Raw genomic sequence first — 25854 nt, 5'->3', positions numbered from 1 at the left:
AATGAGATGGGTCACTTTCTGATTCACTAACCATTGTGGCGGCTGGGACCACTCTTAAAGTGGTAGCCTGTAAGCCAGAGGTCGGTGTGTCCAGCACCGATCTCTTTCTACTTGCATCATACCATACTTTATCCGCGTTTTCAGTAAGAGAAACATCATTTGACACGAAAATCACAAATAATTCAAACGCTCAGGAAACTTTATCCTGAGCGTTTTTCTTTGAGTTCGTTATAACGAGAGAACCAGACGAGCATCTCGTCCGCTTCTTCTTTCGGAATGTCGTCAATTATCTCGATGGACAAGAATCCTCCTCGAGTCGAGAACTGAACCGTACAAAGTCCGAACCGACGTTGCAAGAGCGATTGCTTCACTTGAATCTGTTCGATTCGCGGTTTGTCCGTCAAGAACGATTGGACGTTGAATGCTCCAGTCCGTAACTGAATGAATTGATCGGTGCGGACATACTTGGTTGTGACGTAACTGAGCACGCGTCCTCCGATGATAATGGCCCATAACAGGAGGAGCCACCATGCGTAATCTCGGAAGAAGTAGAGCACGAGTCCTGATAGGATGAAGCCGAACCAGCTGATTCGTAGTAGTTTGATTCCTAACGCACGTCTCGGGAGTCGATGTAGTTCGTCCGACCACGTGAAGTGAGTGAAGTGTTCACGGAGCACCCTCATCGCTCGGTCACGCCGGACGAACGGGAGAATCGTCGACGACTCGTCCTTCAATTCATCCATCGTGCCTGCTGCGACGAGTTCGACTCCGACGATGTGGAACCAGCGACGGATGAACGTTTCTTTAATCCGGATTGCTTGAATCTTCTCATATGGGATCTCTTTCGCAATCCGGTTCAACAATCCTTTTTCGACACGAATGCGCTCCCCTCTCCGCTCGAGCCGGAAGTTCCCATACTTCAAGAAGTTGATGACCATGCCGATCACGACCGATAGCATCAACACCCCGATGACGAGAAGACCGATGACGATGATGGACGCACGGATGACATAATCTTCGACCTGATTGAACGCCCCATCCAAGTTGATGAAGTCGTCAATCGACGAGATGATCGTCGAGGCGATCGGGAAGATGGCGAAGACAGAGAGCGACGTGACGGAAGCCAACACGATTTCGCGCGTCGACAAGGCGTATAACAGACGGCTTGGTAACGGCTCTGACTGTTCAGGTGTCGCATCCGACTCTTCAGAATCGCCTTCGGTTTGTGCATTCTGTTTCCGATGACGGACTTGCTCGAGAATCTCTTCAAGTCGTTTGGCTTCTGTCGGAAAGACACCAGCCAGTTTGAAAGAAGCATCGTCACTGTTAGCGTTCGTATCGAACGTCAATTCCACGACACCAAGCAATCGATAAAGGAACGGGCTGTTCGAATGGACGCTTTGAATTTTATAGAGCGGGAGCGACTTTTCTTTTTTCAACCAGTTCCCTTCAATGACATAGACGGTTTTTTCGTCAAGGGCATAACGGAAGTTTAACCATCCAAAGAATTTCTGGACGATGTCGAGCAAGAGGAAGAGTAAGATCCCGACTCGGAGAATGATTCCATAAGTCGAATCCCAGTCGTTATTAAGCACGAACAATAACACGATTGGAATGGCGAATGATTTGATGACCTCTAGGATGCGTAGTACTAAAACACGATTTGGAAGTCGATGCCACGTTAACGCAGAATCGGTCATACGACATCCTCCTCTTCAATTCGCGCATAGATGGCGATTTGTTCACGGAGCGTCTTCGCAAAAGACTCTTCAATCGCATAGATGTCGTGAGAACCGGCCGCTGTTCCGATGGTGATGGTCTGTAATCCGTATTTACGGAGAAGCGGTCCTTGTGCCGCATGGACATACTGGACTTTTGTCATCGGGATGAGTACGTCATGTGTCGTGATGATCCCATGATGAATCCGGATTTCAAGTGGCTGGACATCATACGTGAATCGTTCTTGTTTCCACTTTTGGAACCAGATGAGATCAATCAAGCTATAGACGACATCGATGACGAGTAGCACGATTAAACCAATCTGTAGCCAAGTCGGCCAGTCGAACCAGTATGATGCGACAACAAGAGCTCCCGTGATGAGAAGTCCAATGATATAAAAAATCGCACTTGATAACCGGAAGACGGCACGTGCCTCGATTGGAAGTGTGCCGCTGATTCGTTGTGGTGTGCCACCTTCTTCTGGTGTCGGTGTTGTTTCTGACATGGTGAATCCCCCTATCGTTCTTATGTATCTGTCTCTATTGTATACGTGTTTCTTCTCGAAAAGTTTCAGGATTCGGTCGGGAATGTACTTAAGCGTTTATATAACTCATCAAATATAGACTGGACCTCTATTTCGAAAGCTTGTTTTAATCGATGGATGGCTGCTAATCCCTCCACTTTCAAATCACCCGTCAGATCGCCCATAACGGTGATGTTCCAATACTTTGTCGTGTGCTCAAACGACCGCTTGATTATTTAAGGTTTCCTCCCGTCTCCAGCGTTTTCAATCGTATGACAATTGTACCTCGGATAAATCAAAAAAAACGAACCTTCCAATCGGTTCGTCTCTCCGATTAATTCGTAATTCTTCTCTCGAGTTTGTTTATAAACAGGATCTTTACTTTGGTTCGTAGCGGAATCGTGCAATTTTTTCGTTCGCTCTCGCATAAAGTGTTTCCAATGAAAAACGACTGGGCCGAGAGATTTCTTTGGCATACACGGCCTCAATGGTTTTGTCGATATAGGCATTTTCCTCTTGAAGATATTCGATAAGCAACATTTTATACTCTTCAGAAGTCGCTTCCTTATGCTTCAATTCATTCAGTTCATCAAGATATGCATCATTTTTTGCTTTGAATCCTTCTAACTCTTCGACTGCCCCGGTCACGTCAACGTTATCCATCGGTACACTTGATAGCATCAGCATTTTTATCTGATGATTCTGAGCATCTGCGAGAATGGTTCCGGCATCGAAAGAAATCACCGGACGAGGGTACATCTCTTCTGTAGAGGATGTCGCGCCACAACCAATCAACGACATCATCATTGTGGTCATCAGTATGAGTGTTATGAACATCTTTTTCATGTTTATCCCCCTTCAAAAGTAGATGTTAACAGCAATATAGCGATAGACTTCTTAACGTTGTCAACGATTTTTCCAGACTAACACAACTTACGTTTATTACCAATTGATTCATTAAGTCTATATTGACTCGTATATACTTGGAATCGATTTACACTTGTGGATATAACTGAGATAATTAAACCAATCTCGTTATCAATTAAACCACAACACATTCATCGAGGTAACTATGAAACAAAACATATTAAAAGAATTGATTCCTTTTTATTTTAAACAGATGAGCCGAAACGTATTCTATTTGATTGCACTTATCTTTATCCCGGTTGTCCTCATATTTAAAATCGTTGCGAACGTGAACGAGCCGTTCGAGTACATGATGTTTCCTAATGTCTTAGGCGGCATAGTGATTCCTATTCAAGGTGTTATGTTGATTGTCAGCGTAGTCATGTATCGTCTTACTTCAGATGAGGCACAATATAGAAGTCAGTTGACTCTTCCAAACATTGTGTGGATTCAATTTCAAAAGATTGTCGCCCTACTCTTCATGCATACGTTCTTTTCATTTTGTGCCATCTTACTCGGGCTTCTACCTGTCGTCACTTATTTCTTATTTAACCAAATCGAAACATGGTCCTTTTATCAGCAACTGTTCTTCCATTCAGTTACTTTCTATTTACTCCCACTACTGATTGCCGCGCTATGGGGAATCAATGTGGGTCTCCTGTTCGGAAAAAAGCGAAGCGGCATTCTCGTCCTCTTTATCCTATGGATATTGTTCGGACCACTGAATACAGAGATTTTTTCTGAGTTCTTCTTAAAAAAAGGATTTAATAACCCAAATGCTTTCTTCTTTTTCGGCCCTCTACAACCTGAGGTCATCTATTACGAACTGACAGGTTTCTTGAGTAGCAACGCACTATTCATTAAAAACATGTTGATTTTATGTTTTCATTTTGGGCTCACCTTATGGATCATCTCGTATTGGGCAATCAGACGGACTCACCGTATTCAGATGACAGTCCTCACAATCATCCTATTCTCAGTGATCGCGTCTAGTGCTTCTTTCGCATTGAATCATGACCAGTTGGTATTCGATCGTTCTCTCGATACGGAAACGACAGAACATTATGAACTACCTTATCCATATGATTTTTCACAGATGGATTCATCTTTGAACTATGAAATAATCGATGTACAGTTGAAATTAGAGAAGCAACAACATGATCAGTTCGAAGTGGAAGCAGACTATACGATAGTTTCGAACACAGAGACAATCGTGTTATCGCTCTATCATCATTATCAAGTGAAAAGTATCAGTGTAAACCAGCAAGAGGTATTGTTCCGCCAAGTTGGAGATTTCATCGAGATTGAGGCTGTAACGCTCGGAGCACCAACTGCACTGACCGTCCAATACACAATCCCTAACACAAGTCTATTTCCGATCAATAAAGAAGTCACTTATTTGCCTGCTTGGTTAAACTGGTATCCAACAAAACAATCTTACCCAAACAGCAGACTCGGGTCTGAGAACTTTAAGCCTGTGATTAATCGAACGAATAGCGTACCTGTCACGCTGCATTATTCGACACAGTCTAAGTTTTTAACAAACCTTACTGAGAAAGCGCCTGCTCATTATGAAGGTGTGCAGACAGGGGTGACGTTGTTTGAGGGATCATTTGAAGCGTATCAAGTGGATGGCCAAGAAGTAATCGTCGACCAGTCATGGACACCGCCATACTCATATTGGCCGATTCTAAAAGCAACTCTTCAATCAATTCATGCAATCACTGAAAGAGAGTTCGATGTATCAAGCTCGTTGCCTGAAAAGATCATCCTCTTATCGCCTAATCTTGAGAAATACAGTTATCTTGATGATCAGCATTTACTCCTTCATGTCGGAAGTAATTTACGGTTAGATCATGACCTACCAGAAGTCGTTAGAGCATACATGTCTGCCTTGTTTTGGTCACATTCAAAGACAGACAGCCAAATCCAGCCGACTCGCGCGGCATTCGATGATGCGATGGCTTTTTGGCTGTCTGTCGAATTAAATCTTCCCTCGCCGCTCGAACCAGATACTTTCTTCTTAGAATCAATTCTTAATGGGGATGAACTGGCTGTATCTAAAAAGAAAATATCGGAATTCATGCAATTGACTCATCAACAGCAACTCATCTTTTTGAAAAAATGGTATCTGGATTTGAACAGTACGTCAAAAGTATAAGTGATTTGGAGGTACACCATGATACAAGTGGAACACATCGTGAAAAGGTACAAGAAACATATGGTTCTCGATCATGTCTCGCTCAACATCGAAGGGATATACGGTCTCCTTGGGTCGAACGGAGCGGGAAAGACGACATTAATGAAAATCATTTGCGGGCTAACGAATGCGTCCGGTGGAGATATCCGAGTGAACGGTCAATCAATGATGAAACGTAAATATGCGGATACAGCTGGGATGATAGGTTTCTTAGCCCAAGATTTTAATGTTTACCCCTCCCTGTCTGTAAACGAAGTTCTCTTGCATCTAGCCCTGTTGCAAGGTATCGTCGACCGCAAGAAACAAGAGAGTGTCATTCAACAAGCATTAGAAAGAGTCAACTTGACCGATAAATCCCACCTGAAGATGGAAGAACTATCAGGTGGGATGCGACGCCGCGTTGGGATTGCACAATTGTTGTTGCGTGAGCCGGAAATACTCGTCTTCGATGAACCAACTGCGGGCCTTGATATCGAAGAACGAATCCGCTTCCGCAACCTTCTTCGCGACTTAAGTCATGATCATACAATCATTATTTCTTCACATATCGTGGAGGATATTGAGTTTTTATGTACAAAGATTGGACTCTTGTCGAACGGACACGTCTTATTCGAAGGTACACCTGAGGAATTGAAGAAGAAAGCAGAAGGTTCTTTGGTGGAATCGCAAATCAATCTTATGGAATTGAATAAATGGGTGAAAGATCATGATGTAGTACATATCGAAGAAACATCAGACGGGGCCTGTATCCGATATTTTGATGAAGAGAAAGGCGATGCGAACATCGTTCCTCGGCTTGCCGATGGTTACTTAGCTGTGATGAGGGAGCAATGATGGATATATATCGTATACTAAGAATTCAATTGTTTGAATGGAGATATCAGCGGTTGCTTGGGATTTTCCCGCTACTTGCATTCTGTGCCTCTCTCCTTATTGTAATAAGGGATAGTTCAGAATTGTACCTCAGTATACAGATTGTCCATTCACTCTACCTGCCTTGGATTTCATGGTCAGTCATTCTCTATTTTCAGCCGCTTTACGACACAGGAGCTTATTACACATTAATCCCACACTACCGAAAATGGATTGGGTTCAATTTCGTGTTCCTGTTCATATTATATGTTATAGGGTATCTTTTATTGCTATTTAATATCGATGGCGCGTTCCGATTGATTCAAACAAATCCATTAATACTGGTTCATCATCTACTTTTACTAACTCTGTTTTGGTCGATTGGAGCGGGTCTGGTTCTTCTTCTAAAAAGCTTCGAGTATGCGACTGCCCTCGTACTAACCTATACACTCATCGAGGTTATCACACGAGGTGAGTTTATGCCTTGGCCGCATATCTTTTACTTCTATGAGTATTATGATCTTACAATTTATATGCAAAAAATCAGTTTGATCGTGTTCATTTCGTTAATTTTTGTTTGTCTGGCACTTGTACGTTTATACAAAAGAGGTTGAAGAGATTTATTCACTTTTCTATAGATCACTCTGTTATTATTTCAGCCAAATAAAAACCTGAAGGAGCATTCGAAACCGTGTACTCCTTCAGGTTTTTTATAATTTTTTTTCCTTTTTAGTCTTCAAAAAACCATTTCTTACGCGGTTCCACTTTTAAGTTGTCCCCATGTTTCTTCATTTCAGTGACAAGATAGCGTTCGAGTTCATTCATTGCCTTGACCCAGTCGGTCATCGTTGCCACGAGCGGCACAACGATGAGGATGAGTTCTTCCTCTTCTTCTCGCATCCTCTCAATCATTAACTTCGCAAAGTCAAAGTTCTCATGGATAAGATCCTCTTCCCGATCGATGAGGTGCTCGTTCTCGAGTTCATAGGCTGAAAACAGACGCTCATGTCGACGTAACAAGTGACGAATATGGCGATACAACTCTTCGCTTAGTTGCGGGGGGAGTTGTTCGATTGTATGGAAGTCATGATCAAGTTTCTCGATGACATGGAGTGCAGCCCGGTTCGTCTCAATCATCTTAGATTTAATAACGGCTCGTCGGAAAATCGGCGTCTTCTTCTCAAGCCAGCGATTCGCTTTAATTTCTTCTTCAAAATAAGCATATGTTTGCTTTGAGTCACTATGCAACTTCTTCGTTTCAGGTAGCGACTCGAATGATGAACGACCGCCTTCCGTTTCAGCAAACAAACGCGCGATTCGGACGACCATTTGAAAGACATCGGTTACTTGTGCTTCGAGTTTCCGTTCATACCGAGGTGGGAACAAAAGTGCGTTTACGATTAACGCAACCGTAATCCCCATCATGATGAGTAAGTAACGTTCGCCCGCAAACACCCAAACCGGCATATCGGACTGACTTGCCCCTTCCATGATTAGAATCGTCGTCAAGATAACGGTGCGCGTCGTCGATTCTAAATTTAAAAAGAGAAGGATGGAGATGGCGATGATGATGACGAATCCGATTGCAATCGGTGTCGGATTCGGAGTCAGTAGCAAGGAACCGACCGCAAGCAATGCTCCGATGAGATTCCCTTTCATCTCCTCGATTAGGCGAAGCCCAGTCTGATAGACAGACGGCAGAAGTGCTAGTGACGCAGCGAGTGCCGGGACGACGATTTGTTGGAATTGAAACGCCTCGGCAATCAGTAAGACGATTGCGACCGATAGTCCGGTCTTAATAGTTCTAGCCCCAAATTTCATGTAGTGGTGCCTTCCTCTCTTACAGCTGTCATATGTATTTTTTGCCTTCTTCTTCAATTCTAAAACGTACCACATTCTTTTCAAGCATAATCGAACCATTTCAGGCAGTTTTGTGAACGCTTCCGTGTTATGATGGCGTTGGATATTTCTTTCATCTTGATGGGGAGGGGTTTACTTGTCAACAATTGCTTTATTCGGCGGAAGTGGCCGTACAGGGGAACGGATACTTGAGCGCTTATTGAATCAAGGGCATAGTGTCAAACTTTTATCGAGACGTTCAATCGATTCTAAGGAAGGTCTTCATGAAATCATCGGAGACGCGACGGACCATGAAGCAGTACTAGAAACGGTTCAATCTGCAGATGTCGTCATCTCAGCATTAGGGACGGACAAACAAAACGTGTTATCAACCTTCACACCACTCGTGATCGAAGCGATGAAACAATTTAACGTAACACGCATCATCACAGTCGGGACCGCCGGCATCTTGAAGGCACATGACAGCGACAACTATCGCTTTGAAACGAAAGAATCGAAGCGTTCGATGACAACCGCAGCCGAAGATCATGCGCGGGCTTATGAGTTATTACGAGATTCCGGATTGGCGTTCACAGTCATCTGTCCGACTCAACTGATCAATGAGCCATCGAACGGAGACATCATCGTCTCAAAAGAGGTATTAGGCACGAAACAATCAGGTCCGATCTCGAGAGACGATGTCGCCGAGTTGGTGCTAGATTGTTTCACGAATGATGACTATGTCAGACACCGTGTCGGCATCACGACGGAATCATAATTAGGGGATGGGAAACATGCACGAACAACGAGAACAATTAGCAAGACTCGCTTTAACGTTTGAACAAGAGGAGATGACGGATGCTGCCCGACTCGCCCGCACCGCCCTTCAAAAGGTAACGAATGAAGAAGTATGGATTGCTGTCTGTGGTCACTTTTCAGCCGGGAAGTCGACATTGCTCAACGACTGGCTAGAAGAAGGATTTCTTCCGACAAGTCCGATTCCGACGAGTGCGAATATCGTCACATTACGAGGTGGCGAATCAGCGGCAGCTGTTGCGATTAATAATATGGATTGGATTTCATTAGATTCTTCTTCCCTATCAAATATTAGTGACTATTGCAAAGTCGAGGAAATCAAGGAAGTCGAGTATACGATTGACCGGTTTCCATTTGATGAACACGTCGTATTGATGGATACGCCAGGAATTGACTCGACGGATGAACGACATCGCCAAGCGACGGAGCGCTCGCTCTTCTTGGCAGATCACCTGTTCTTCATGATGGACTACAATCATGTCCAATCGGAACAAAACATCGGGCTGATGAAACAATTTAGCCGGGAAGGTCGTCCCTACTCCATCATCATTAACCAAATCGACAAGCATGACGAAGGGGAGCTCTCCTTTGTAGACTTCAAAGCGTCATTGACGAAGGCGTTCCGTCATCATGACATCGTCCCGAACGATACATTCTATATTTCACTTCGTGATGTACAGCACCCTTATAACGAAGTCGAGCGCTTGCGGTCGTATGTTCGACAAGTCATCAAAGAATCGAAACAGCAACAAGTCGAGCATGCTGATGCATTGATTCATACGCTAGTCCGCCGTAACGAAACATCGATTCAATCGACGTTGGATCAATTGCCAACTTATGAAAAGAGTCCGAAGGAAATGCAGTCACGTCTACATCGCCTAGAGAAGAAACGGGCATGGTGGACATCATTCCGTCGCAAATTCTTCAAACATCAGGCACCAATCGTAGAAAGTGCACCGATCATGACCTATGAGTTCCGTGAGTTGTTGCGGTCCTATCTCGAGAGTTGTGCCCCGTCCTTCAAGGTCGGTCTCTTATTCTCAAAAGAGAAGACGAAGCAAGAACGAGCTCGTCGTGAGGAAGTGGCGGTCAAAGAGTTCAACCGTTTGATTGACATGAACTTGCGCCCACATCTCGTGAAGTACGCGGAAGATATCATCCGAGATTTGAAGCTTCCTGAAACGTTGCTACCAAAAGGAGATGTCCTTCCGATTGCACCGAGCTCACTCATCACCAATCAAGTGAAGTCCGGTGCATCCCTCAGCGGCGACACCGTCTTACAATTTAGCCGTGACATCGAAACCGCCCTCGCGTCATGGGTCACGAAAGTATCAGAACCGTGGGTCCATTCGACGGATACGTATATGAAAGCGGAAGTCGACATGCGCTTGGAACAATTTTCGACTGAAGAAGACGAATTATATGAGGCACTTGATAATGAAGCATTACGTTTACGCCTCATAAATCGTCTACATGCAATCGATAAATATGAAACGTTACAACTTGATTCAGATCAGTTAGATCAGTTGGCCGTTCGAAACTATGTCGACGCGACGTACCTTCCTGAAAAACAGTCGAATGTTGTTGAATCAGAGGTTGCATCGACATCGATATTAGAAGATGATTATGATTTATTTGATTTTAATTTTTCTTATGAAAATACGGTATGTGAAATATTAGAGAGTCATCCTTTATTCCGCTCCCGTGTGACGACCCTTCGTAAAAAAATCGAGCGTGCGAAGCATGAACAATATACGTTTGCCATCTTCGGTGCGTTTTCGGCCGGAAAATCTTCGACCCTCAATGCCCTTCTCGGGGAGACGGTTCTACCGACCTCACCGAACCCATTGACGGCTTCGATCACAAAAATCGTACCGCCAGATGGTCGGACGAATCGAACGGCGATGATCACCTTCAAGTCACGAGATGAACTTGAGGAAGAGTTACAAGGTTATGGGACTTCCCTCGCCTCACTCGATGTCGATCACCCATTCGTCAATGCTGTTAAATCAGCACCGCTCGATTATCTCGGGCAAATGGAGACCGTCGACTATGACACGTTCTGCGCGTTCGTCGCACAAGAAGAGAAAAGCTGTATCGTGAAAGAGATTGAACTGTACCTCGACTCATCGTGGGCGCGACGCGGCATCGTCTTCGTCGACACACCAGGAGCCGATTCACAGTTCAACCGACACAGCGAGGTTCAATTCGGTTACATGCGTGACGCGGATGCTGTCTTGTTCGTCACGTATTATAATCATGCGTTCACGGAAGCGGACCGAGAGCTCGTCATCCAGCTCGGTCGTGTTCAAGGGACCGGAGACCATGAGATGTTCTTCCTCGTGAACGCGTCCGATCTTGCGACAGATGACGAAGAACGGGATGCGGTCACAAGCTATGTTTCGCAACAGTTGACCGCGCTCGGTGTCCGACGACCGACCGTTCTCCCCATCTCAAGCCGAAACGCCATGCAAGGGGATGACGCGGGATTCGACCGATTCGTCTCGACGCTTGAACGCTATGTCGACAAAGACCTTCGTCTCGCGAACGCGATGCGTATACAGGAAGAAACGACAGCGCTACTCGCTACATTCGATCGTGTATTGAACGAAGCGAAAGAAGACGCGTCGGCGAAAGAACATCGTCGCCAGCAATTGATTGCTTTACTCGAGAACCCGCCTGCACTCGATATATCAGCACTCATCGATTTGTTTGACCGGGAAGCGAAAGAACTCCTCGCCCACCTCGAGACCCGTTCGCTTCTCCGCCTCTCAGACTTCGTCAAAGAGACGTTCCACCCGGTCGAGGTCGACGGGTCGAGGAAGAGCCTGGAGCGTGCCCTCGGACGTACACTCGATAAATACGCCTATGACATCCAACAAGAGCTCCAAGTGTTTCAATATAGGTTAGAGCGATACGTTAAACGTGAGTTCCTCGCCTTGGTCGAACGGTTGACCGAACGTCAAGCATCTCTCCTTCCGACGCTTGAATTCGACCGTGAACTCGACGTGGCATGGCTAAGAGAGGCTGTCGAACCGATTCATCTCGAGACACCACCTTATCAGTCGGTGTTGAAGCGCTATAAGAATGCGAGTCAATTTTTCGAGGGAGAGGGTCGGACGCAACTGAAGGATGAATTGACGGCACTCCTCCGTGACATGATTCGCACTCGTCTCGAGAGCATTCATAAGAAACAGCTCGAGCGGGCCAACAATGAAATCAGTAAAGCTGAAGTCGATATTGAACAAGATTGGTCAACCCAAGTGAAAGAACTCGCCGCTGCAGAGCTCAGTATGTTGACGGATAGTCAATCCTTTGATGACATGCGTGAACGACTCGAGACGCTCAGAAAGGAAACCGTATGAGTACGTTACTATTAATCGGACTCATCCCCGCTGTCGTCATGACGATTGTATTGGGATTGTTTCTAAGGTATCTCTATTTGAACAAAGAATAATGGAAACAGTCCTTGATGTGCAGACGACATCAAGGACTGTTTTATATTTATTTATCTGCTGGATAGACCACACCAACATGTTTGCGCACGGTCGTCATCACATTAGCTAAGCGAATCATATCGGTCGCTGAGTGCACAGCCGTTTCTGTATCCTCCGCTTTAATTGCTCGGACGAACGCTTCGATTTCATATGACATCGGAGCGTTCTGCGCTTCTGATATGATTTCTGATGTGCCATCCCGTAACTCTAGACGGACATCATCGCACGTCGCAATATCATCGATGATGATGCGTCCCTTTTCCCCGATAATCTCAGAAGGCGTCGATGTCGCATGGATCTTTGAGTGCATGACCACTACATCAAGGTCATCATAGGAAAGGATGACCGTCCCGCTTCCGTCCACTCCAGATTCGAGTTTGACACCGCTCGCCTGGACGTCATTCGGTTGACCGAACAATTTCAAGGCGGGACCGAGTAAATAGACGCCAAGGTCCATCAATGACCCGTTCGAAAAATCGGGATTGAATGTATTCGGATTTTTCCCTTGTTTATACAAATCGTATCGGGAAGAATACTGTGATTTATTGAAGACGGCCCGACGTACCGGAGCGATTCGCTCCATCGCCTGTTGAACCCGTTCAAAGTTCGGCATGAATAGATTACGGAGTGCCTCAAGTAAGACGACCTGGTTCTCCTTCGCGACTTCAATCATTCGGGTGACTTCCTGAACGTTCGAGGCGAGCGGCTTTTCACACAGGACGTGTTTGCCATGCTGCATGAACAAGATGCTCTGTTCGGCGTGAAGCGAGTTCGGGCTCGCAATATAGATCGCATCGATGACATCACTCTGCGCCATCGCTTCAAGTGATGTGAACGTATGTACAATGGAGTGACTTTCTGCATATTCGTTAGCACGCGACTCCGTGCGCGAGTAGAGTGCTGTCACTTCTACATCATCCAACTGATTGATGGTTTCAATAAACCAGTCTGTGATGAAGTTTGTACCAATGATACCAAAACGGATCATGTGAATTCCTCATTTCTGTTCTTTCAGATTTTTGATGAGTAGGATTTCATCCAATAAAGGAATCTTATCATATCCGACTTGTGGGATTGTCGATTTCTGTTTTTTTGCTCTCGTCACCGCATCATGAATGATTCGTTCTAGACGATAGCCACGACGTTGATTAAAGCCGAGTGCTCTCAAATTATCATTGGTTGTGATGACAATTGATTGCTTAACGCCATGCTTCATACTAATTTCTTCAACAGTCTGGAGTAAGCGAGAGCCAATCCCACAATTCTCCATCAGGCTATCAAGAGATATGATTTCTATTTCCTCATCCCGCATAACATATGTAACAAGACCGTGAATTTGATTTGATTTCATGTAGACAAATCCTCCGAGCTCTGTACAATCGTAGGTTCCCGAGGAGACGACCATTTGAGCTGAACCCCATTGTTCAACAAAAAAATTGCGAATGTCTTCTTGCATATTAGAATGGATTGGTAAGATCATTTAATTCTTCTCTGTCTACATATAATTAGGTATTAAATACGGTATTTGAAATATATAGTGAGCTAAAATACTCTCTTATCATTTGTTATCATTCTGAAAGACTTCGGCACGCTTCTTCTCCTTAAAAGGCCAACGATAAATTTGTCCTTCTTTCTCGACATAGGCTACACCGTCTTCAATTGTCAACGAGGAACAGTCAAGGAGATGACGTGGCATCGGATATATTTCAATCCACCCGTTCGCATGGACATGAACGAGACGACCATCGATTGAAGAGATGACCCATACCCCCTTCTCTGACGTACACATCACGTCGCAGTCATGAAGAACTGGGGCCTTTCTGACCTCTTGATTATATTGAAAACGTACGGTTCCCTCTTTTGAGAAGCAGACGAGAGCCTCGGTCGAGATCCCTTCTCCAAAGATGCCCTCGTCCCCGTAACCAACCCAGATCCCGGTATCATTGATCTCAACCGCTTCAATCGCGTTACCTGCGTGAAATGAATGTTTGATGTCGCCGTCTACATCTAGCACCCACGCATTGATTGGTTCTCCTTCCAACGTAAACGCCCAGATGAACAAGTGATTCTCGTCAATGATTCGAATACCCGCCACATATTCATGTCGATTGAAGTCCATGATCAACCCATTCCAATGGATGTAGAAATGATGATTGGACTTGACCAAACGAGCTGAACCCATTGACTTGCGCGTATCGGAATCAACCACCTCTATTTCATCGTTCATACACAATCACCCCTTACCGTCTTCCAATCGCTTGAAATGTAATGCCTCTCGAAACCGTCTAGATTCTTCATCACTCACCACTTCGTCTATATATCTTGATTTCCAATAAGGCGAGAGGTCCACCTCTTCCACACCGATCCGCTTGAACCAATCCAACACCGTCTCATTCGATTGGTGTCTTAAGGAAATCGGCAAATCCAAATTGAACTGGATGAGCGCATTCCGAATCGCGTTATCGGTCCATTGGATCTCACTGGGTTCTACAAAACCTTTTGCTTTCGTCGTTCTGTTTCCCCGTTTCACACTGTTTCTTGAGGAATCAATGGTCGAGACGACACCCTTTCTTTTACGTAGCATGCTGAGCGTCAAAATCAGGAGAACGATCAAGCCTCCAATAAGGAACCACATCCAGACTGAATTTCCCGTCTCTGTTACCGTCCCACCTGATCCGAATGTATAGTCTAGAAAGTCATGATTTAAGAGTTGAAGATCATCATCTTTCCACTTACGGAACTTCCCATCAAATGCGTCGCCGCTAACACCATCTTTCCCAGAAAAACGTAGTATAATTCCACCGTCTGTCGGGTCGTGAAACCATTCCCAAAATAGACGAGCCAGATGGATAAATCCAGTCACCAACATCAAAATGCCGAGCATGATCATCAATAATCGGGTTGTAAATCGCATCGTAACCTCCGTCACACATTATGTATGATCGTATCATGTATGATAAGAGATTGTCAGAAAAATCCAAACGAAAAGACCGAGAGTTCTCGGTCCACTGTATTACAAAATTGCTTCTGCGAGCAGTCGGTCGAACTTACGCACGTCCACTTTTTTATTCAGATTGATTTTAATTGTACCGGAACGGGTGAACAATTGAACCTCGGAGTTCAAGTCAAACATTCTTCCTGCATTCTCCGTCGAGTACATATTAATCGAGTCGTACGGAAGCGAGTAGACTTCAATCTTCTTCCCCGTGAGTCCTTGCGCGTCGCGCACAATCAGACGTTTGTTCGTGAAGACAGCGACGTCACGTACTGTCTTATAGGCAGCGACCGCTCGCTCCCCGTCGATGAATGACTCCGTGATATCACTCGGAACCTCACACTCCGAATAAAACGTCCAAGATAAATCTCCAATCGGGTTTCCCATGTTGATTCCTCCCTGAGTAAATTAAATGTACTATCCCCTATATTCCACAATTCTCGTTTGATTAGACCTTGAATGGGAAGATAGTGTATAGCATGTTGATGTAGAGGAGGACGTCGTCATGATCGCGCAACAAGTCATCACATTACTACTCATTGGCTATCTCATTTATTTGATTGATTCCAAACGAAATTACTTCCCTGTCCCGGTCATCTTGGTCTTGATTGGGATTGGACTATCTTATATCACTTTCTTTGATTCCGTATTCATTACGAAAGATATGATTTTTGAAGTGTTCCTGCCGGCTTTACTTTTTACGTCGGCCTATCAATTTAAGTATAACGACTTGAAAGATAACTTTGGGATCATCGCGATATTGAGTACGGTCGGTCTTGTCTTGACCGCCATCTTGATGGGATATGGCACGTTTTGGATCAGCGAGCTCTTCACCCCGCTCACGTTGACCGCTTCCTTCTTATTAGCGTCCATCTTGATTCCGACCGACCCCGTTTCCGTGACTGCGATTTTAAAACGGAGTAAAGGGGAGAAGCGGATTGCGGACGTCGTCGAAGGCGAATCGATGGTGAACGATGGGACGAGTGTCGTCATCTTCACAATCTTTCTCAGTATGTTCGCGACTGGAGAACGATTCTCCACGCTCAGCTTTTTAACTGATTTTTTGATTGTGTCTGCTGGTGGGATCGGCATTGGCTTCATTTCTGGATTTTTACTTAAAAAATTGATGATTGTCAGCTTTAAAAAGCATGAGCTCGTCATGTTGACGATCGTGACTGCATATGGCGCCTTCTATCTTGCCGATGCGCTAGAAGTGTCTGGTGTACTCGCAACGGTGACAGCAGGTATGATGTTGTCCCACGAACTCGGAACAAAAGCGGATTACGAATCGGTCCAGCGTCATCTAGATGGTTTCTGGGATATCGTCATTCCCATATTGCTCGCCCTCTTGTTCTTATTGATTGGAATCGAGGCAACGGAATACTTGTCCGTATCTCTTTGGACGTTCGCCGTTCTTTTATTCCTGCTTTCAATCGTGACTCGGTTCATCGTCGTCGGCGGTCTCGTCTATTCGGTCCCCGTCTGGCGTAAGGAATTTAAAGACGATTTAACGGCGACTTCCTTACTCACATGGTCGGGAATCAAAGGAACGATGTCGATTGCCCTCGTGCTCTGGCTAGAGGCAGAAAATATTGACGGGTCGAGCGAAATGATATCCCTCGCATTCGCCGTCATTTTACTCTCCCTAATCTTACAAAGCATCGGTGTCTACCCATTGACGACCTATTTAACGAATAAACATGACGAGTGACGGAACCCTTCCTTAGAGAAGGGTTTTTTAGATTCTGAAATTGACATTGTCCACTTTTAGTGTAAAATTACACTTGTAATATACTAGGAGGTGATTATGTTGGAAAATACTTCAACACCATCCGCTGCTATTTCTACTGGAGTGGTGACGGTTGTACTTGCTCTTGTTGCATCATATCTTACTCCATCGTTCTTGAAAGTCGGAATCATCTGGGATCTCGCCGCTTTCTTAGTCATCGGCATTGCGACATTCAGTTTTACATACCATTTTTATCAATCGAAACGGTTGTCCTATTGGCAATACATTTGCTGTTATGTCATCGTTTGTCTCTTTTTATTCACCGTGTTTCTCGGAATCTCGTGGATCTTGATTTTCATTAGCTCAGCGACGCTGTAATTCAGACAAACAGGAAGGAAGGAGCGCTTATGCAAAAATCCGAATTTATTGGACAAGTCTCTCGAAAAATGAAATTGATTCGTATCGAATCCCAGCATTCACAGGAAGAGATGGCGAACTTACTCGGCATATCCAAAAAAACGCTCATCCAAATCGAGAAAGAGCGGAATGAAGCGAGTTGGTCGACGGTTGTAACGCTATGCGCGCTGTTCAATGAGAGTGAGGTTCTCATACATCTGATTGGTGACGATCCGGTCGAGTTCGTCAAACTGATCGCAACCGAGAACACATACGAGCCGAAAGAAAAGACGCTCGGAGGACGTGTCTTTTGGCATGCAATTGAGGAAGGTCCCTTCTATATTCTGCAACAAAACATCATCAGCGGTCATTACCGCGTCATCGATCATGAGTATGTGAGATGGTACAGCACGTTTGATGCAGAGGATGCCGAACAGGTGCGGTTGAAGTTGGAACATCAACGAGGGGGATTAGATGACTAAAAAACCTAAAGATTTAATGGTCACTCTGTGTCTAATCGTGATGACAATCGCCTATTTTTGGCTGATTCCGAATGTAATGACTGGTTCCATTTGGTTTATCGGCACAATCGTCTTACTCGTTCTCTCGTCGATTTATATGACACGCTTGATTCAATCATACGTTCCACTTTCTTTGATGAAATTTGTACTGATTAGCGTGATTTCTTTCCTTGTACTTTGCTGCTTGTTGATCATTTTATTTTATAAAGTGGCTCTTTACCAGATGAATCATCTATAACGAATTGGAGGTTTTCACATGCGATTTTATGTCGGTTCAAGCTTTTCAAATATCGAAGAAGTACGGTTCATGTGTAATGAGCTGATTGCGCTCGGCCACACCCACACGTATGACTGGACTCAAAACGAACGCGCCGCTTCAATTGATGCGTTACGCTCGATTGGCGAAGAGGAGGTTTCTGGAATTCAATCAGCGGACTTCGTCGTCATCCTCTTGCCTGGAGGTAAAGGCGCACATGTTGAACTCGGGATTGCTCTCGGGATGAATAAACACGTTTTCCTATACGATTTGGGTGACCAGATGATGAATATGAAGGAGACGAGCACGTTTTATCATGTGGATGCGGTACAACACTTGAAGGGACCGTTCAACGCCCTCCCCCACCAAATTCAAGATCGATTGAAGCTCTCTAATCACGTTTGAGCTGATGCCCTTTATTCTCACGGAATCGAGCCGGGGTGCAGCCTACCCATTCCGTGAAATGCTTGTTCAGTTGAGCCGAACTATTGAATCTGACTACCAATTAAAGCAAGATTCGAATATCCTAGGAGAGATTTCGCACGAGATACATATTTCTCCAAAATGTTGTTTCCAATATTTTTTCAATATGCTATCCTTACGAAAATGATCTGATAAACGCGATGAAGAGAACAGTACATCAATGAATCTTTCGTAGAGAGCCCCGTCCGGTGAAAAGGGGTAAAGAGGATTGGTCGAAACAAGACTCCGAGCAGCGCTATGGAACTCACCCCGAGGGATATGGCGACGGGCACTCCCGTTATAGAGTTGAGGTATAGTCCGACTCGTTCGGCAGTACCGAACAAGGTTCGTGCGGTGACGTGCGGACGAACAGGGGTGGCACCACGATGAGAATCTCGTCCCCAAGAATTCGTTCTTGGGGGTGGGATTTTTTTTCGTTCCGAAAGTGATCAAAAATAGAAGGAGTGATACGCTTGAAATCGTTTCGAAAAACCTCTGCGCTATGGCTCGTCAGTGTCGGAATCTCAAATCTCGGTGCCTGGGTATACTTTATTGCGCTCAACTTGATTGTACTTGAGATGACGGGATCCCCTTTCGCCGTCTCGATTCTCTATGTATTAGTCCCGCTCGTCTCGCTCATCTCGAATCTTTGGTCAGGTAGCCTGATTGACCGGGTCGATACGAGACGCCTGATGATGTTACTGGATGGTCTACGTGCGAGCCTCGTATTCAGTTTAGGTTGGATCGAGTCCCTGTGGGTCATCTACGGGATTGTCTTTCTCCTCAACATTATGAGCTCGTTATTCGAATCATCGAGTCTGGTCTACATGACGCGACTCGTACCTGCCTCGAATCGCCAAAAGTTCAATGCGATGAAGAACTTTGTGCAGTCATCCGGGTTTATTTTAGGTCCAACAATTGCCGGACTACTCTTCCTAGTTGGGAGTCCAACAACTGCAATTTTCGTGAACGCGTTCGCACTCATCGTCTCGGTTGGTATGCTGTCGCGCCTTCCATCTCATCTTCGAGTAGAAGCGTCTGTTGAACCATTCTCTATTCGGATGATTATTGACGATTGGAAGGTCGTTATCCGATTCGCTTCGAATGCCAGATATGTGACGCTCATTTATGGATTGTTCTGTCTCATGACCATCTTCATGTCTGGACTCGATTCGTTGGAAGCGTCATTTGCGACCCAAGTCCTTCACTTGTCTGAGAGCCGATATGGATTTCTCGTCAGTATCGCTGGGATTGGAATTATCGTTGGGTCACTCATCAATTCAAGATGGAGTCACCGTTTATCCTTATCGTTTTGTATTGGATTCGGGGCAATCATGACACCGGTCGGCTATCTTCTTTTCGCAAGTTCATCGTCATTCATGATGGCCTCGGTTGGATTTTTTGTCCTGACATTCGCGCTTGCGTTCGCCAATACCGGATTTTTGTCATTCTATCAACACCATGTTCCTGTCGAAATCATGGGCCGGTTCTCTGGTGTCATCAATGTGGCAGAGTCGCTATTCGTCATCCTGCTTACATTCGGGATTGGACTCTTTGCCGAAATAATCGGGATTCGCCCAGTCTATCTCGCATTCTCGATTGTCTTCTTCCTAATCGGTTGTTATACGTTGTACGTCATTCGCGATCCTTCGAAACGGGAGTATTTCACTCAAAATCAAATTGAAGAAGCGTCTTGATTCATGAGCCGGTCGTTTATATGCGACCGGCTTGTTCTAATCGGTGAATCGCTTCGATGATTGTGTCTGGTCGTTGTAAATGAATTTGGTGTCCTGCCTTTTCCGCGATGATGAGTTCCGATTGATTTGATAATCTCAACTGTTGATGAATGAGTTCATGCCATGTCTCTTCTAGCAAGCGAATTTCTGACTCAGGCATCCCACTATTTATTCCTTCCTGAATCATCGCTTCATGGTCTCTGCCGATGACAATTAACGGAATCGATGAAAAAGTGCCCATTTGTTTGATGATCGCGGCGTCATCACGCCAGAACGATTCTTCTTCCAACATCGTTTTATACAATTGCGGAGATTGATAAAATCGTTTAAGACGTGCGCGTGCATCTGATGATAAGCCTTGTTGCTCGGGTGAAAATTCTGGCTGATGGAGTCGCTCTAATTCTTCTTTCGATAGATTTGAATAAGAACGACACATCGTCCGCCAATCTTCATCTGAATACTGACAATCCATTACAGGAGTTTCTAACTCATCTAATATTGAAAGATTATGGGAAGTGGAATCAACGAGTACGACTCCTACTACTCTATCCGAAACAAGTTTGGCCATGTGTTGCGCGCACAGACCTCCGTAAGAATGACCGACTAATATGATTGGTTGATTTAGCTGAAGGGCATCCAACAATTCTGTACATTCAAGAAGATGAGATGACGTTCGACTCGAACGCATATTTATCTCACTCTCACCATAACCTGAGCGATGATAAAGCAATACTTGATACGACTCACTTAATTGTTCAGAAAGAGAAACCCACTCTTCGAATGAACCTCCCATTCCTGTCATCACCACGATAAGGAGTTCCCCGGAACCGAATAACCGATATTCCATGTGATGTCCATTGACTTCAATCAATCTATTCATACACTCCACCGTTTAATCAGCTCAAGATCCTCTGGAAATGCAAGTTCCAATCGCTCTATTTCATGAATCGACCACCATTTGACTTCATCGATGTCCGAGTCGATAGTTGCGGTCGCCATCCGCTCGTCACACGTTGCCGAAAAATAGTGCGTTTCGACTCGATAACTTGAGATGATGGCTCGTTTGATATGTAGTCGTTGATCAATCGAAATGCGATATCCCGTCTCTTCTAACACTTCACGCAGACAACATTGTTCCGGCGTTTCCCCATCTTCTAAACCACCTGATGGCAAACTCCATTGTTGTACGTCACGATTCTTTACGAACAGGACTTTCTTTTCTTCGTTCATACATAAACCAGCTGATCCAATCCACTGTTTCATAGTCTTATTTCTCCTTTTTCATTTTTCTGCTTGCAGGTGACGTTACGTCACCCGATAAGATGGGGCTACAACCACACAAGGAGGAATAACGATGTTCAATCAAATGCAAAAGAAAATAACACCCATCTGGACATGGAGACAATTCGCAATTACGATGATTCTTCTTTTTGGAGTGACTCCTTTACTCATCGAGCAACAATTACACAACTTTCTAGAGCGGTCATGGGGAAACACCCTCTATCCAGGAACGAGTATCGGCCTGTTATTAGCCATAATATTTATGACTGTCCTCTATCTCGTCGCAATACGTCCTCAAACCTTATCGCTGGAAACGTTAGGACTTCGCCGTATTTCATGGAAAGATTCGGGCATCATCATTCTATGGACAATTGTGTTAATTGTACTCAGTATCATCATCGTCGTAGTCCAATCATATTTCGGTATCGGTACGTCGAATACAAAAACAGAGAGTTTACAAAGTGACTTGTCGCCTATTTCAATTTTAATTGCATTTGGATCGGCGGCTATCGTTTCACCAATCTATGAAAAAATCTTTTATCGTGGGTTCTTATATCGCTTCTTTGAGCAACGATTTGGGGTTTGGATTGGGATGCTAGTAAGTGCTGGGATTTTCACTCTCGCTCATTTACCGACAACAAACACGTTACTCATCAATTTTGTATCGGGACTCGTGTTCGCCTGGGTATATGAACGAACCAACTCTATATATTCTAGTATACTCATCCATGGCACCTTTAATGGGCTGGCCGTTCTATTGACTGCATTAGCATAAATGGGATCAATCCGCTCCCTCTTGATATAGTGAATCAATATAGGCAAGAATCGATGCATCGATTGGATACAGTCCTAATTCATTCGATGCATCAGTTGATTTTCGAATCTTCCAAAATGATTCAATCAATTGTTGATTGTCTCCAAATGTCTCGTCTGTTAACCAAGTCAAATCTTCTTTAAGAATTTGGGCTTCTTTTGAGGAAGGGGCGACCCCACGTTCGATTAGAATTTCGGTTCTCCGAATCAAGTTGATCCACTTTTTCGTATCATGTTCAGCATCTTCTAATTTTGGTAAACTCGCTTGCAACAAATCAGAGTCTTTTTCAGTAAAATAGTCCGTCCATTGTTTCCGGTCATTTGATTTGGCTTGAATAGTTTGCAGTTTCGTCCAATCGATTTTTTCATTTTCGAGCTTCATAGATTGAAGGAGCGTGACCGTATGGTTCTGCGCCTGCTTCAATTCCTCTATCTGTCCTTCTAAGGAAGAAAGATGTGCGGACAAAATAGACGTCAACGATTCCTCATCTAGGATTCTCCGAATTTCGTCAAGCGGAACGGCCATTGATTTTAGGAGCATGATTTTTTGAAGTCGAAACAATTCAAAGTCGCTATAAAATCGTTTCTGTACATCATTTATATACGATGGGGTAACCAAGTTGATTTGACCATAGTATCGCAGCGTACGCACCGACACGTTCAGTTTTCTCGCGACATCTCCAGTTGAATAGTGTCTGGTCAATTTTTGATCCTCCTAACTACATATGGTGTGTATGTATGAATATCTTTTGAACTGATGAATCCCTTCATCCTAATCTGAAAATGAATTTCGTGGTACATCCCCATCCATTCACTAATCATTTCTCGAGTGAACATCTACGTCATCCTTTCGTGTCCCAATCAATCGATAGTCGTCTTGATTCTGAATGGCATCGAGAACCCCTTTCACAATCTCGTCGTGTGTCAACCAACGGACGGATGCTAACTCATGCATTTCCCCTAATTGAACTTGTCGATACGTTTGTTGTTCATTGAGACATAGACATTTCTTCTCATTTTCCGGATTCGCCCGGCCACCTAAAATATGTATCACCTCTGCAGTCTCCGAATGATCCAAAATGAGTTGCATCGCACTCCCTGAGCCACGATGCACCCAGGCGATGACTCGATCAAACGGACCTCTTTGTTTCACTGCGTACTGTAGTGCGTTTGAAAGTGCTTCCTCCTCGCGATAATCAACAATCAGCGGATGACACGTGTCAGGATTTCGTTGTACAATGCTTGCCATTTTTACTTTATCTCGTCCAATGACCGTGACATCCTGTTCGATTGCTAAATAAGATGTGAGTTCTGCCAACATTCCTGTCCCTCCGACAACCAATATATGTTTTCGATTCATGCCACCACCTCATTTTCCATTATAAACCAATCACTCATTCTTCTTTTCCTACAGAAGTGTTCGGAAACATTCACGTTTTTTCAAAAATAAGCCTTTTTTAATGCACTGAATCACTTATAATGAATCAAGTGTTCGAATCGGTTTGAACAATCACTATTTCGGAAAATGGATAATAGTGTAACGATTTCAATTTATTTCTTTTAAGAGGAGGATACCTATGAGACATTGGACAACGAGTTCACTACAACTGATCGCACTCATCGTTGTATCGTTGGCATGTAGTATTCTATTTTCCTCTCTGCTGATCATGAATCATCTACCTGTTTGGTGGATGATCTGTATTCCGATTCTTTATCTTTCAACTTTGCTCATACATCGCGGGTCTGGTGTACTCATTCTGTTCGGATTCGCAGCTTACTTTTTAATCACCATGCCTGTGTATGCGACTGCCGCTACTGCGCAACTATATATTTTATTACTATTTGCGGTTTTGACGGGTCTGTCTTACTGGCTTCAAGTCTTCCTGTTCCATGCCCAGTTTGCACTAAAGGTTGCGGAAGCGAGAGTGAGTCAGTTGATTGCGGTAGACCCGGAGACCGGTTTTGATAACCGAGATCGGTTTTTGATGGATGTAGAGGCTGAACGGGATCGGTTGATTCGCCACGGTGAAACGTTCGTGGTGTCATTCATCACATTACCGATTCTTGATGATTTTGAAAAACGGTATGGTTCATCCGAGTATGAATGGTTCTTGAACTACTTTAGTGACGAACTTCACGAAGCGACTCGACGAACGGACAAGAAGTATCGGGTTGCGCAAGACACGTTCGCCATGATTTTCCCTCGAACTTCAATCGAAAATGCACATATTGTACATGAACGAATCAGACCACTATTACTAGAGTATTCACGTCAAAACGGCGATTCGCTCACTGTTGAATGCTCAGACAAATCGTTTGAAGTGAACTTAGAGAACGCACCCATACGATTAGAAGAAATTTATCGGTATGTCGAATCAAAGACTAAAAAATGAGTTCATTCGTGAACTCATTTTTTGATGGAGTGAATATGAAATTCGTGTTTCTCATCTATTTCTACGATATATTGTTGATTAAGTACCATCTGAATCGGGCTCGGAATCGACAGTTTTGGTGAGAAGAGCCAAACACGCCCTCGAGGTACGAGGAGAATGTATGTATTGTGATTTGGAGGACCTATAAAGTTCAAATGACGAGGGTCGATTGAGTTTCCATCTCTCCGTGTTACTCCAATTTTTTCAAGCGCCTGTGCGACGAGAGACGGGTCTTCTACCGTCAAACTCATCTCGCCGATTCCAAGAAACTCATTTGACGAAAAAGACTCGATGTTACTTTCCGGATTAATCGAATGTCGAGCAATCAACTCGACGACATTCTCGTCCGCGTCGTAAAAATAAAGCGATGATGCATCGATTCCTTCAAAATAAATTTCGTCCTCCCCCTCTTCGGTCAAAAGCGGGACACGTGACATGATCCATTCCTTCGCTTCTTTGAACCGGTTAGCCGGAATATTGATTGCGAAATGGTATTGTCGCTCTTGCTCCATTACAGCCCCTTGGAATATCAAGGTATCTTCCCCAAATTCAATTCGAAATCGGGTAGAATCCTCCTCAATGACGGTTAGTTCAAGTTTTTCCGCATAGAAACGTTTCATTTCATCAAGCCGGTTCGTGTAAAGTGTAACTTCTGTGATTCTCATGAAATTCCTCCTCGGTTACAATTTTGTACTAAGTTCAATTCAATGATAAGTTGTACACTGATGGTATGTGAAATAATATTCTTTTATAGCCATGATTCAATAAACATCCCAACCCCAATCGGATTGAAAATGATAGACAAATGATCGATCATGCGTCTTTTATCCATCTAAACCAATAAAGATTTCCCTACACAACAGATATCCGTATTCATGCGT

Annotated in this window: 27 protein-coding genes and 1 other annotated feature; of the genes, 12 read left to right on the top strand and 15 right to left on the bottom strand. The window is 44.3% G+C overall.

Going from position 1 to position 25854, the window contains the following annotated elements; all coding sequences use genetic code 11:
• Nucleotides 1-200 precede the first annotated feature (200 nt).
• The 3 genes from KNO98_RS01990 to KNO98_RS01980 all read right to left on the bottom strand — a co-directional run bounded on the left by KNO98_RS01990 (nt 201) and on the right by KNO98_RS01980 (nt 3088).
• Nucleotides 201-1700, bottom strand: coding sequence for a PH domain-containing protein (locus KNO98_RS01990; protein ID WP_214698554.1), 1500 nt, complete (start codon nt 1698-1700; stop codon nt 201-203).
• Complete coding sequence (locus KNO98_RS01985) at nt 1697-2224, bottom strand: PH domain-containing protein (RefSeq protein ID WP_214698551.1); 528 nt, start codon at nt 2222-2224, stop codon at nt 1697-1699. The genes KNO98_RS01990 and KNO98_RS01985 overlap by 4 nt, the downstream gene beginning before the upstream one ends.
• Before the next feature lie 396 nt (nt 2225-2620).
• Entirely contained in the window at nt 2621-3088 is a 468-nt protein-coding gene (locus KNO98_RS01980; RefSeq protein WP_214698545.1) for a hypothetical protein, read from the bottom strand.
• Between the two features lie 226 nt (nt 3089-3314).
• Between KNO98_RS01980 and KNO98_RS01975 the strand changes: the two genes are divergently transcribed.
• Both KNO98_RS01975 and KNO98_RS01970 read left to right on the top strand, forming a co-directional pair.
• On the top strand, nt 3315-5309 hold the full coding sequence (locus KNO98_RS01975; RefSeq protein WP_214698543.1) for a hypothetical protein: 1995 nt from the start codon (nt 3315-3317) through the stop codon (nt 5307-5309).
• Nucleotides 5310-5327: 18 nt separating this feature from the next.
• Nucleotides 5328-6182: an ATP-binding cassette domain-containing protein gene (locus tag KNO98_RS01970; RefSeq protein ID WP_214698541.1), complete on the top strand. Its 855-nt coding sequence runs from the start codon at nt 5328-5330 to the stop codon at nt 6180-6182.
• A 312-nt stretch (nt 6183-6494) separates the two neighbouring features.
• On the opposite strand, the gene KNO98_RS01965 is transcribed toward KNO98_RS01970, so the two are convergent.
• The gene (locus KNO98_RS01965) at nt 6495-6650 is read right to left on the bottom strand and encodes a hypothetical protein (protein ID WP_214698539.1); all 156 of its coding nucleotides are present in this window, start codon (nt 6648-6650) and stop codon (nt 6495-6497) included.
• A 279-nt stretch (nt 6651-6929) separates the two neighbouring features.
• Nucleotides 6930-8021: an FUSC family protein gene (locus KNO98_RS01960; protein ID WP_026825989.1), complete on the bottom strand. Its 1092-nt coding sequence runs from the start codon at nt 8019-8021 to the stop codon at nt 6930-6932.
• A 175-nt stretch (nt 8022-8196) separates the two neighbouring features.
• Between KNO98_RS01960 and KNO98_RS01955 the strand changes: the two genes are divergently transcribed.
• Complete coding sequence (locus tag KNO98_RS01955) at nt 8197-8817, top strand: NAD(P)-dependent oxidoreductase (protein ID WP_214698537.1); 621 nt, start codon at nt 8197-8199, stop codon at nt 8815-8817.
• 16 nt (nt 8818-8833) lie between these two features.
• Nucleotides 8834-12220, top strand: a complete 3387-nt coding sequence (locus KNO98_RS01950) for a dynamin family protein (RefSeq protein ID WP_214698535.1) — start codon at nt 8834-8836, stop codon at nt 12218-12220.
• 139 nt (nt 12221-12359) lie between these two features.
• On the opposite strand, the gene KNO98_RS01945 is transcribed toward KNO98_RS01950, so the two are convergent.
• The 5 genes from KNO98_RS01945 to KNO98_RS01925 all read right to left on the bottom strand — a co-directional run bounded on the left by KNO98_RS01945 (nt 12360) and on the right by KNO98_RS01925 (nt 15734).
• The gene (locus tag KNO98_RS01945; RefSeq protein ID WP_214698533.1) at nt 12360-13340 is read right to left on the bottom strand and encodes a Gfo/Idh/MocA family protein; all 981 of its coding nucleotides are present in this window, start codon (nt 13338-13340) and stop codon (nt 12360-12362) included.
• 9 nt (nt 13341-13349) lie between these two features.
• Entirely contained in the window at nt 13350-13808 is a 459-nt protein-coding gene (locus KNO98_RS01940; protein ID WP_256442695.1) for a GNAT family N-acetyltransferase, read from the bottom strand.
• A gap of 102 nt (nt 13809-13910) precedes the next feature.
• Nucleotides 13911-14579, bottom strand: a complete 669-nt coding sequence (locus KNO98_RS01935; protein ID WP_214698526.1) for a hypothetical protein — start codon at nt 14577-14579, stop codon at nt 13911-13913.
• 6 nt (nt 14580-14585) lie between these two features.
• A complete protein-coding gene (locus KNO98_RS01930; RefSeq protein ID WP_214698524.1) occupies nt 14586-15266 on the bottom strand; it encodes an LPXTG cell wall anchor domain-containing protein in 681 nt (226 codons plus the stop codon).
• Nucleotides 15267-15365: 99 nt separating this feature from the next.
• A complete protein-coding gene (locus tag KNO98_RS01925; protein WP_026825996.1) occupies nt 15366-15734 on the bottom strand; it encodes a PH domain-containing protein in 369 nt (122 codons plus the stop codon).
• Nucleotides 15735-15852: 118 nt separating this feature from the next.
• Here KNO98_RS01925 and KNO98_RS01920 point away from each other — a divergent pair, with 118 nt between their 5' ends.
• The 6 genes from KNO98_RS01920 (at nt 15853) to KNO98_RS01895 (ending at nt 20408) form a co-directional block, all read left to right on the top strand.
• Complete coding sequence (locus KNO98_RS01920; RefSeq protein WP_214698522.1) at nt 15853-17058, top strand: cation:proton antiporter; 1206 nt, start codon at nt 15853-15855, stop codon at nt 17056-17058.
• Nucleotides 17059-17157: 99 nt separating this feature from the next.
• Nucleotides 17158-17454, top strand: a complete 297-nt coding sequence (locus KNO98_RS01915; RefSeq protein WP_214698517.1) for a hypothetical protein — start codon at nt 17158-17160, stop codon at nt 17452-17454.
• A gap of 29 nt (nt 17455-17483) precedes the next feature.
• Nucleotides 17484-17954, top strand: coding sequence for a helix-turn-helix transcriptional regulator (locus tag KNO98_RS01910; RefSeq protein ID WP_214698515.1), 471 nt, complete (start codon nt 17484-17486; stop codon nt 17952-17954).
• Complete coding sequence (locus tag KNO98_RS01905) at nt 17947-18231, top strand: hypothetical protein (protein WP_214698509.1); 285 nt, start codon at nt 17947-17949, stop codon at nt 18229-18231. Before KNO98_RS01910 ends, KNO98_RS01905 begins: the two co-directional genes overlap by 8 nt.
• An 18-nt stretch (nt 18232-18249) precedes the next feature.
• Entirely contained in the window at nt 18250-18654 is a 405-nt protein-coding gene (locus tag KNO98_RS01900) for a nucleoside 2-deoxyribosyltransferase (protein WP_214698507.1), read from the top strand.
• Between the two features lie 209 nt (nt 18655-18863).
• Nucleotides 18864-19117 (top strand) — a binding site (T-box leader).
• Nucleotides 19118-19184: 67 nt separating this feature from the next.
• Complete coding sequence (locus KNO98_RS01895; RefSeq protein WP_214698505.1) at nt 19185-20408, top strand: MFS transporter; 1224 nt, start codon at nt 19185-19187, stop codon at nt 20406-20408.
• A 16-nt stretch (nt 20409-20424) separates the two neighbouring features.
• On the opposite strand, the gene KNO98_RS01890 is transcribed toward KNO98_RS01895, so the two are convergent.
• Nucleotides 20425-21327 carry an alpha/beta fold hydrolase gene (locus tag KNO98_RS01890; RefSeq protein ID WP_214698503.1) on the bottom strand — a complete coding sequence of 301 codons (903 nt, stop codon included), beginning with the start codon at nt 21325-21327 and terminating at the stop codon, nt 20425-20427.
• The gene (locus tag KNO98_RS01885; protein ID WP_214698501.1) at nt 21324-21710 is read right to left on the bottom strand and encodes an NUDIX hydrolase; all 387 of its coding nucleotides are present in this window, start codon (nt 21708-21710) and stop codon (nt 21324-21326) included. Before KNO98_RS01885 ends, KNO98_RS01890 begins: the two co-directional genes overlap by 4 nt.
• 91 nt (nt 21711-21801) lie before the next feature.
• Here KNO98_RS01885 and KNO98_RS01880 point away from each other — a divergent pair, with 91 nt between their 5' ends.
• Nucleotides 21802-22503: a CPBP family intramembrane glutamic endopeptidase gene (locus KNO98_RS01880; protein WP_214698499.1), complete on the top strand. Its 702-nt coding sequence runs from the start codon at nt 21802-21804 to the stop codon at nt 22501-22503.
• 6 nt (nt 22504-22509) lie between these two features.
• Here KNO98_RS01880 and KNO98_RS01875 read toward each other — a convergent pair whose 3' ends face one another.
• A complete protein-coding gene (locus KNO98_RS01875) occupies nt 22510-23244 on the bottom strand; it encodes a MerR family transcriptional regulator (RefSeq protein WP_214698497.1) in 735 nt (244 codons plus the stop codon).
• A 111-nt stretch (nt 23245-23355) separates the two neighbouring features.
• Nucleotides 23356-23901 carry a Rossmann-fold NAD(P)-binding domain-containing protein gene (locus KNO98_RS01870; protein WP_214698495.1) on the bottom strand — a complete coding sequence of 182 codons (546 nt, stop codon included), beginning with the start codon at nt 23899-23901 and terminating at the stop codon, nt 23356-23358.
• 217 nt (nt 23902-24118) lie between these two features.
• Between KNO98_RS01870 and KNO98_RS01865 the strand changes: the two genes are divergently transcribed.
• Nucleotides 24119-24934, top strand: a complete 816-nt coding sequence (locus KNO98_RS01865; protein WP_214698488.1) for a GGDEF domain-containing protein — start codon at nt 24119-24121, stop codon at nt 24932-24934.
• 14 nt (nt 24935-24948) lie between these two features.
• On the opposite strand, the gene KNO98_RS01860 is transcribed toward KNO98_RS01865, so the two are convergent.
• Complete coding sequence (locus KNO98_RS01860; RefSeq protein ID WP_214698486.1) at nt 24949-25638, bottom strand: glyoxalase; 690 nt, start codon at nt 25636-25638, stop codon at nt 24949-24951.
• Nucleotides 25639-25854 lie beyond the last annotated feature (216 nt).

Source organism: Exiguobacterium sp. s57, from assembly GCF_018617685.1.
GTDB lineage: Bacteria > Bacillota > Bacilli > Exiguobacteriales > Exiguobacteriaceae > Exiguobacterium > Exiguobacterium marinum.
Note: the sequence above shows the minus strand (reverse complement) of the source record. Positions and strands in the feature narration are given on the sequence as shown.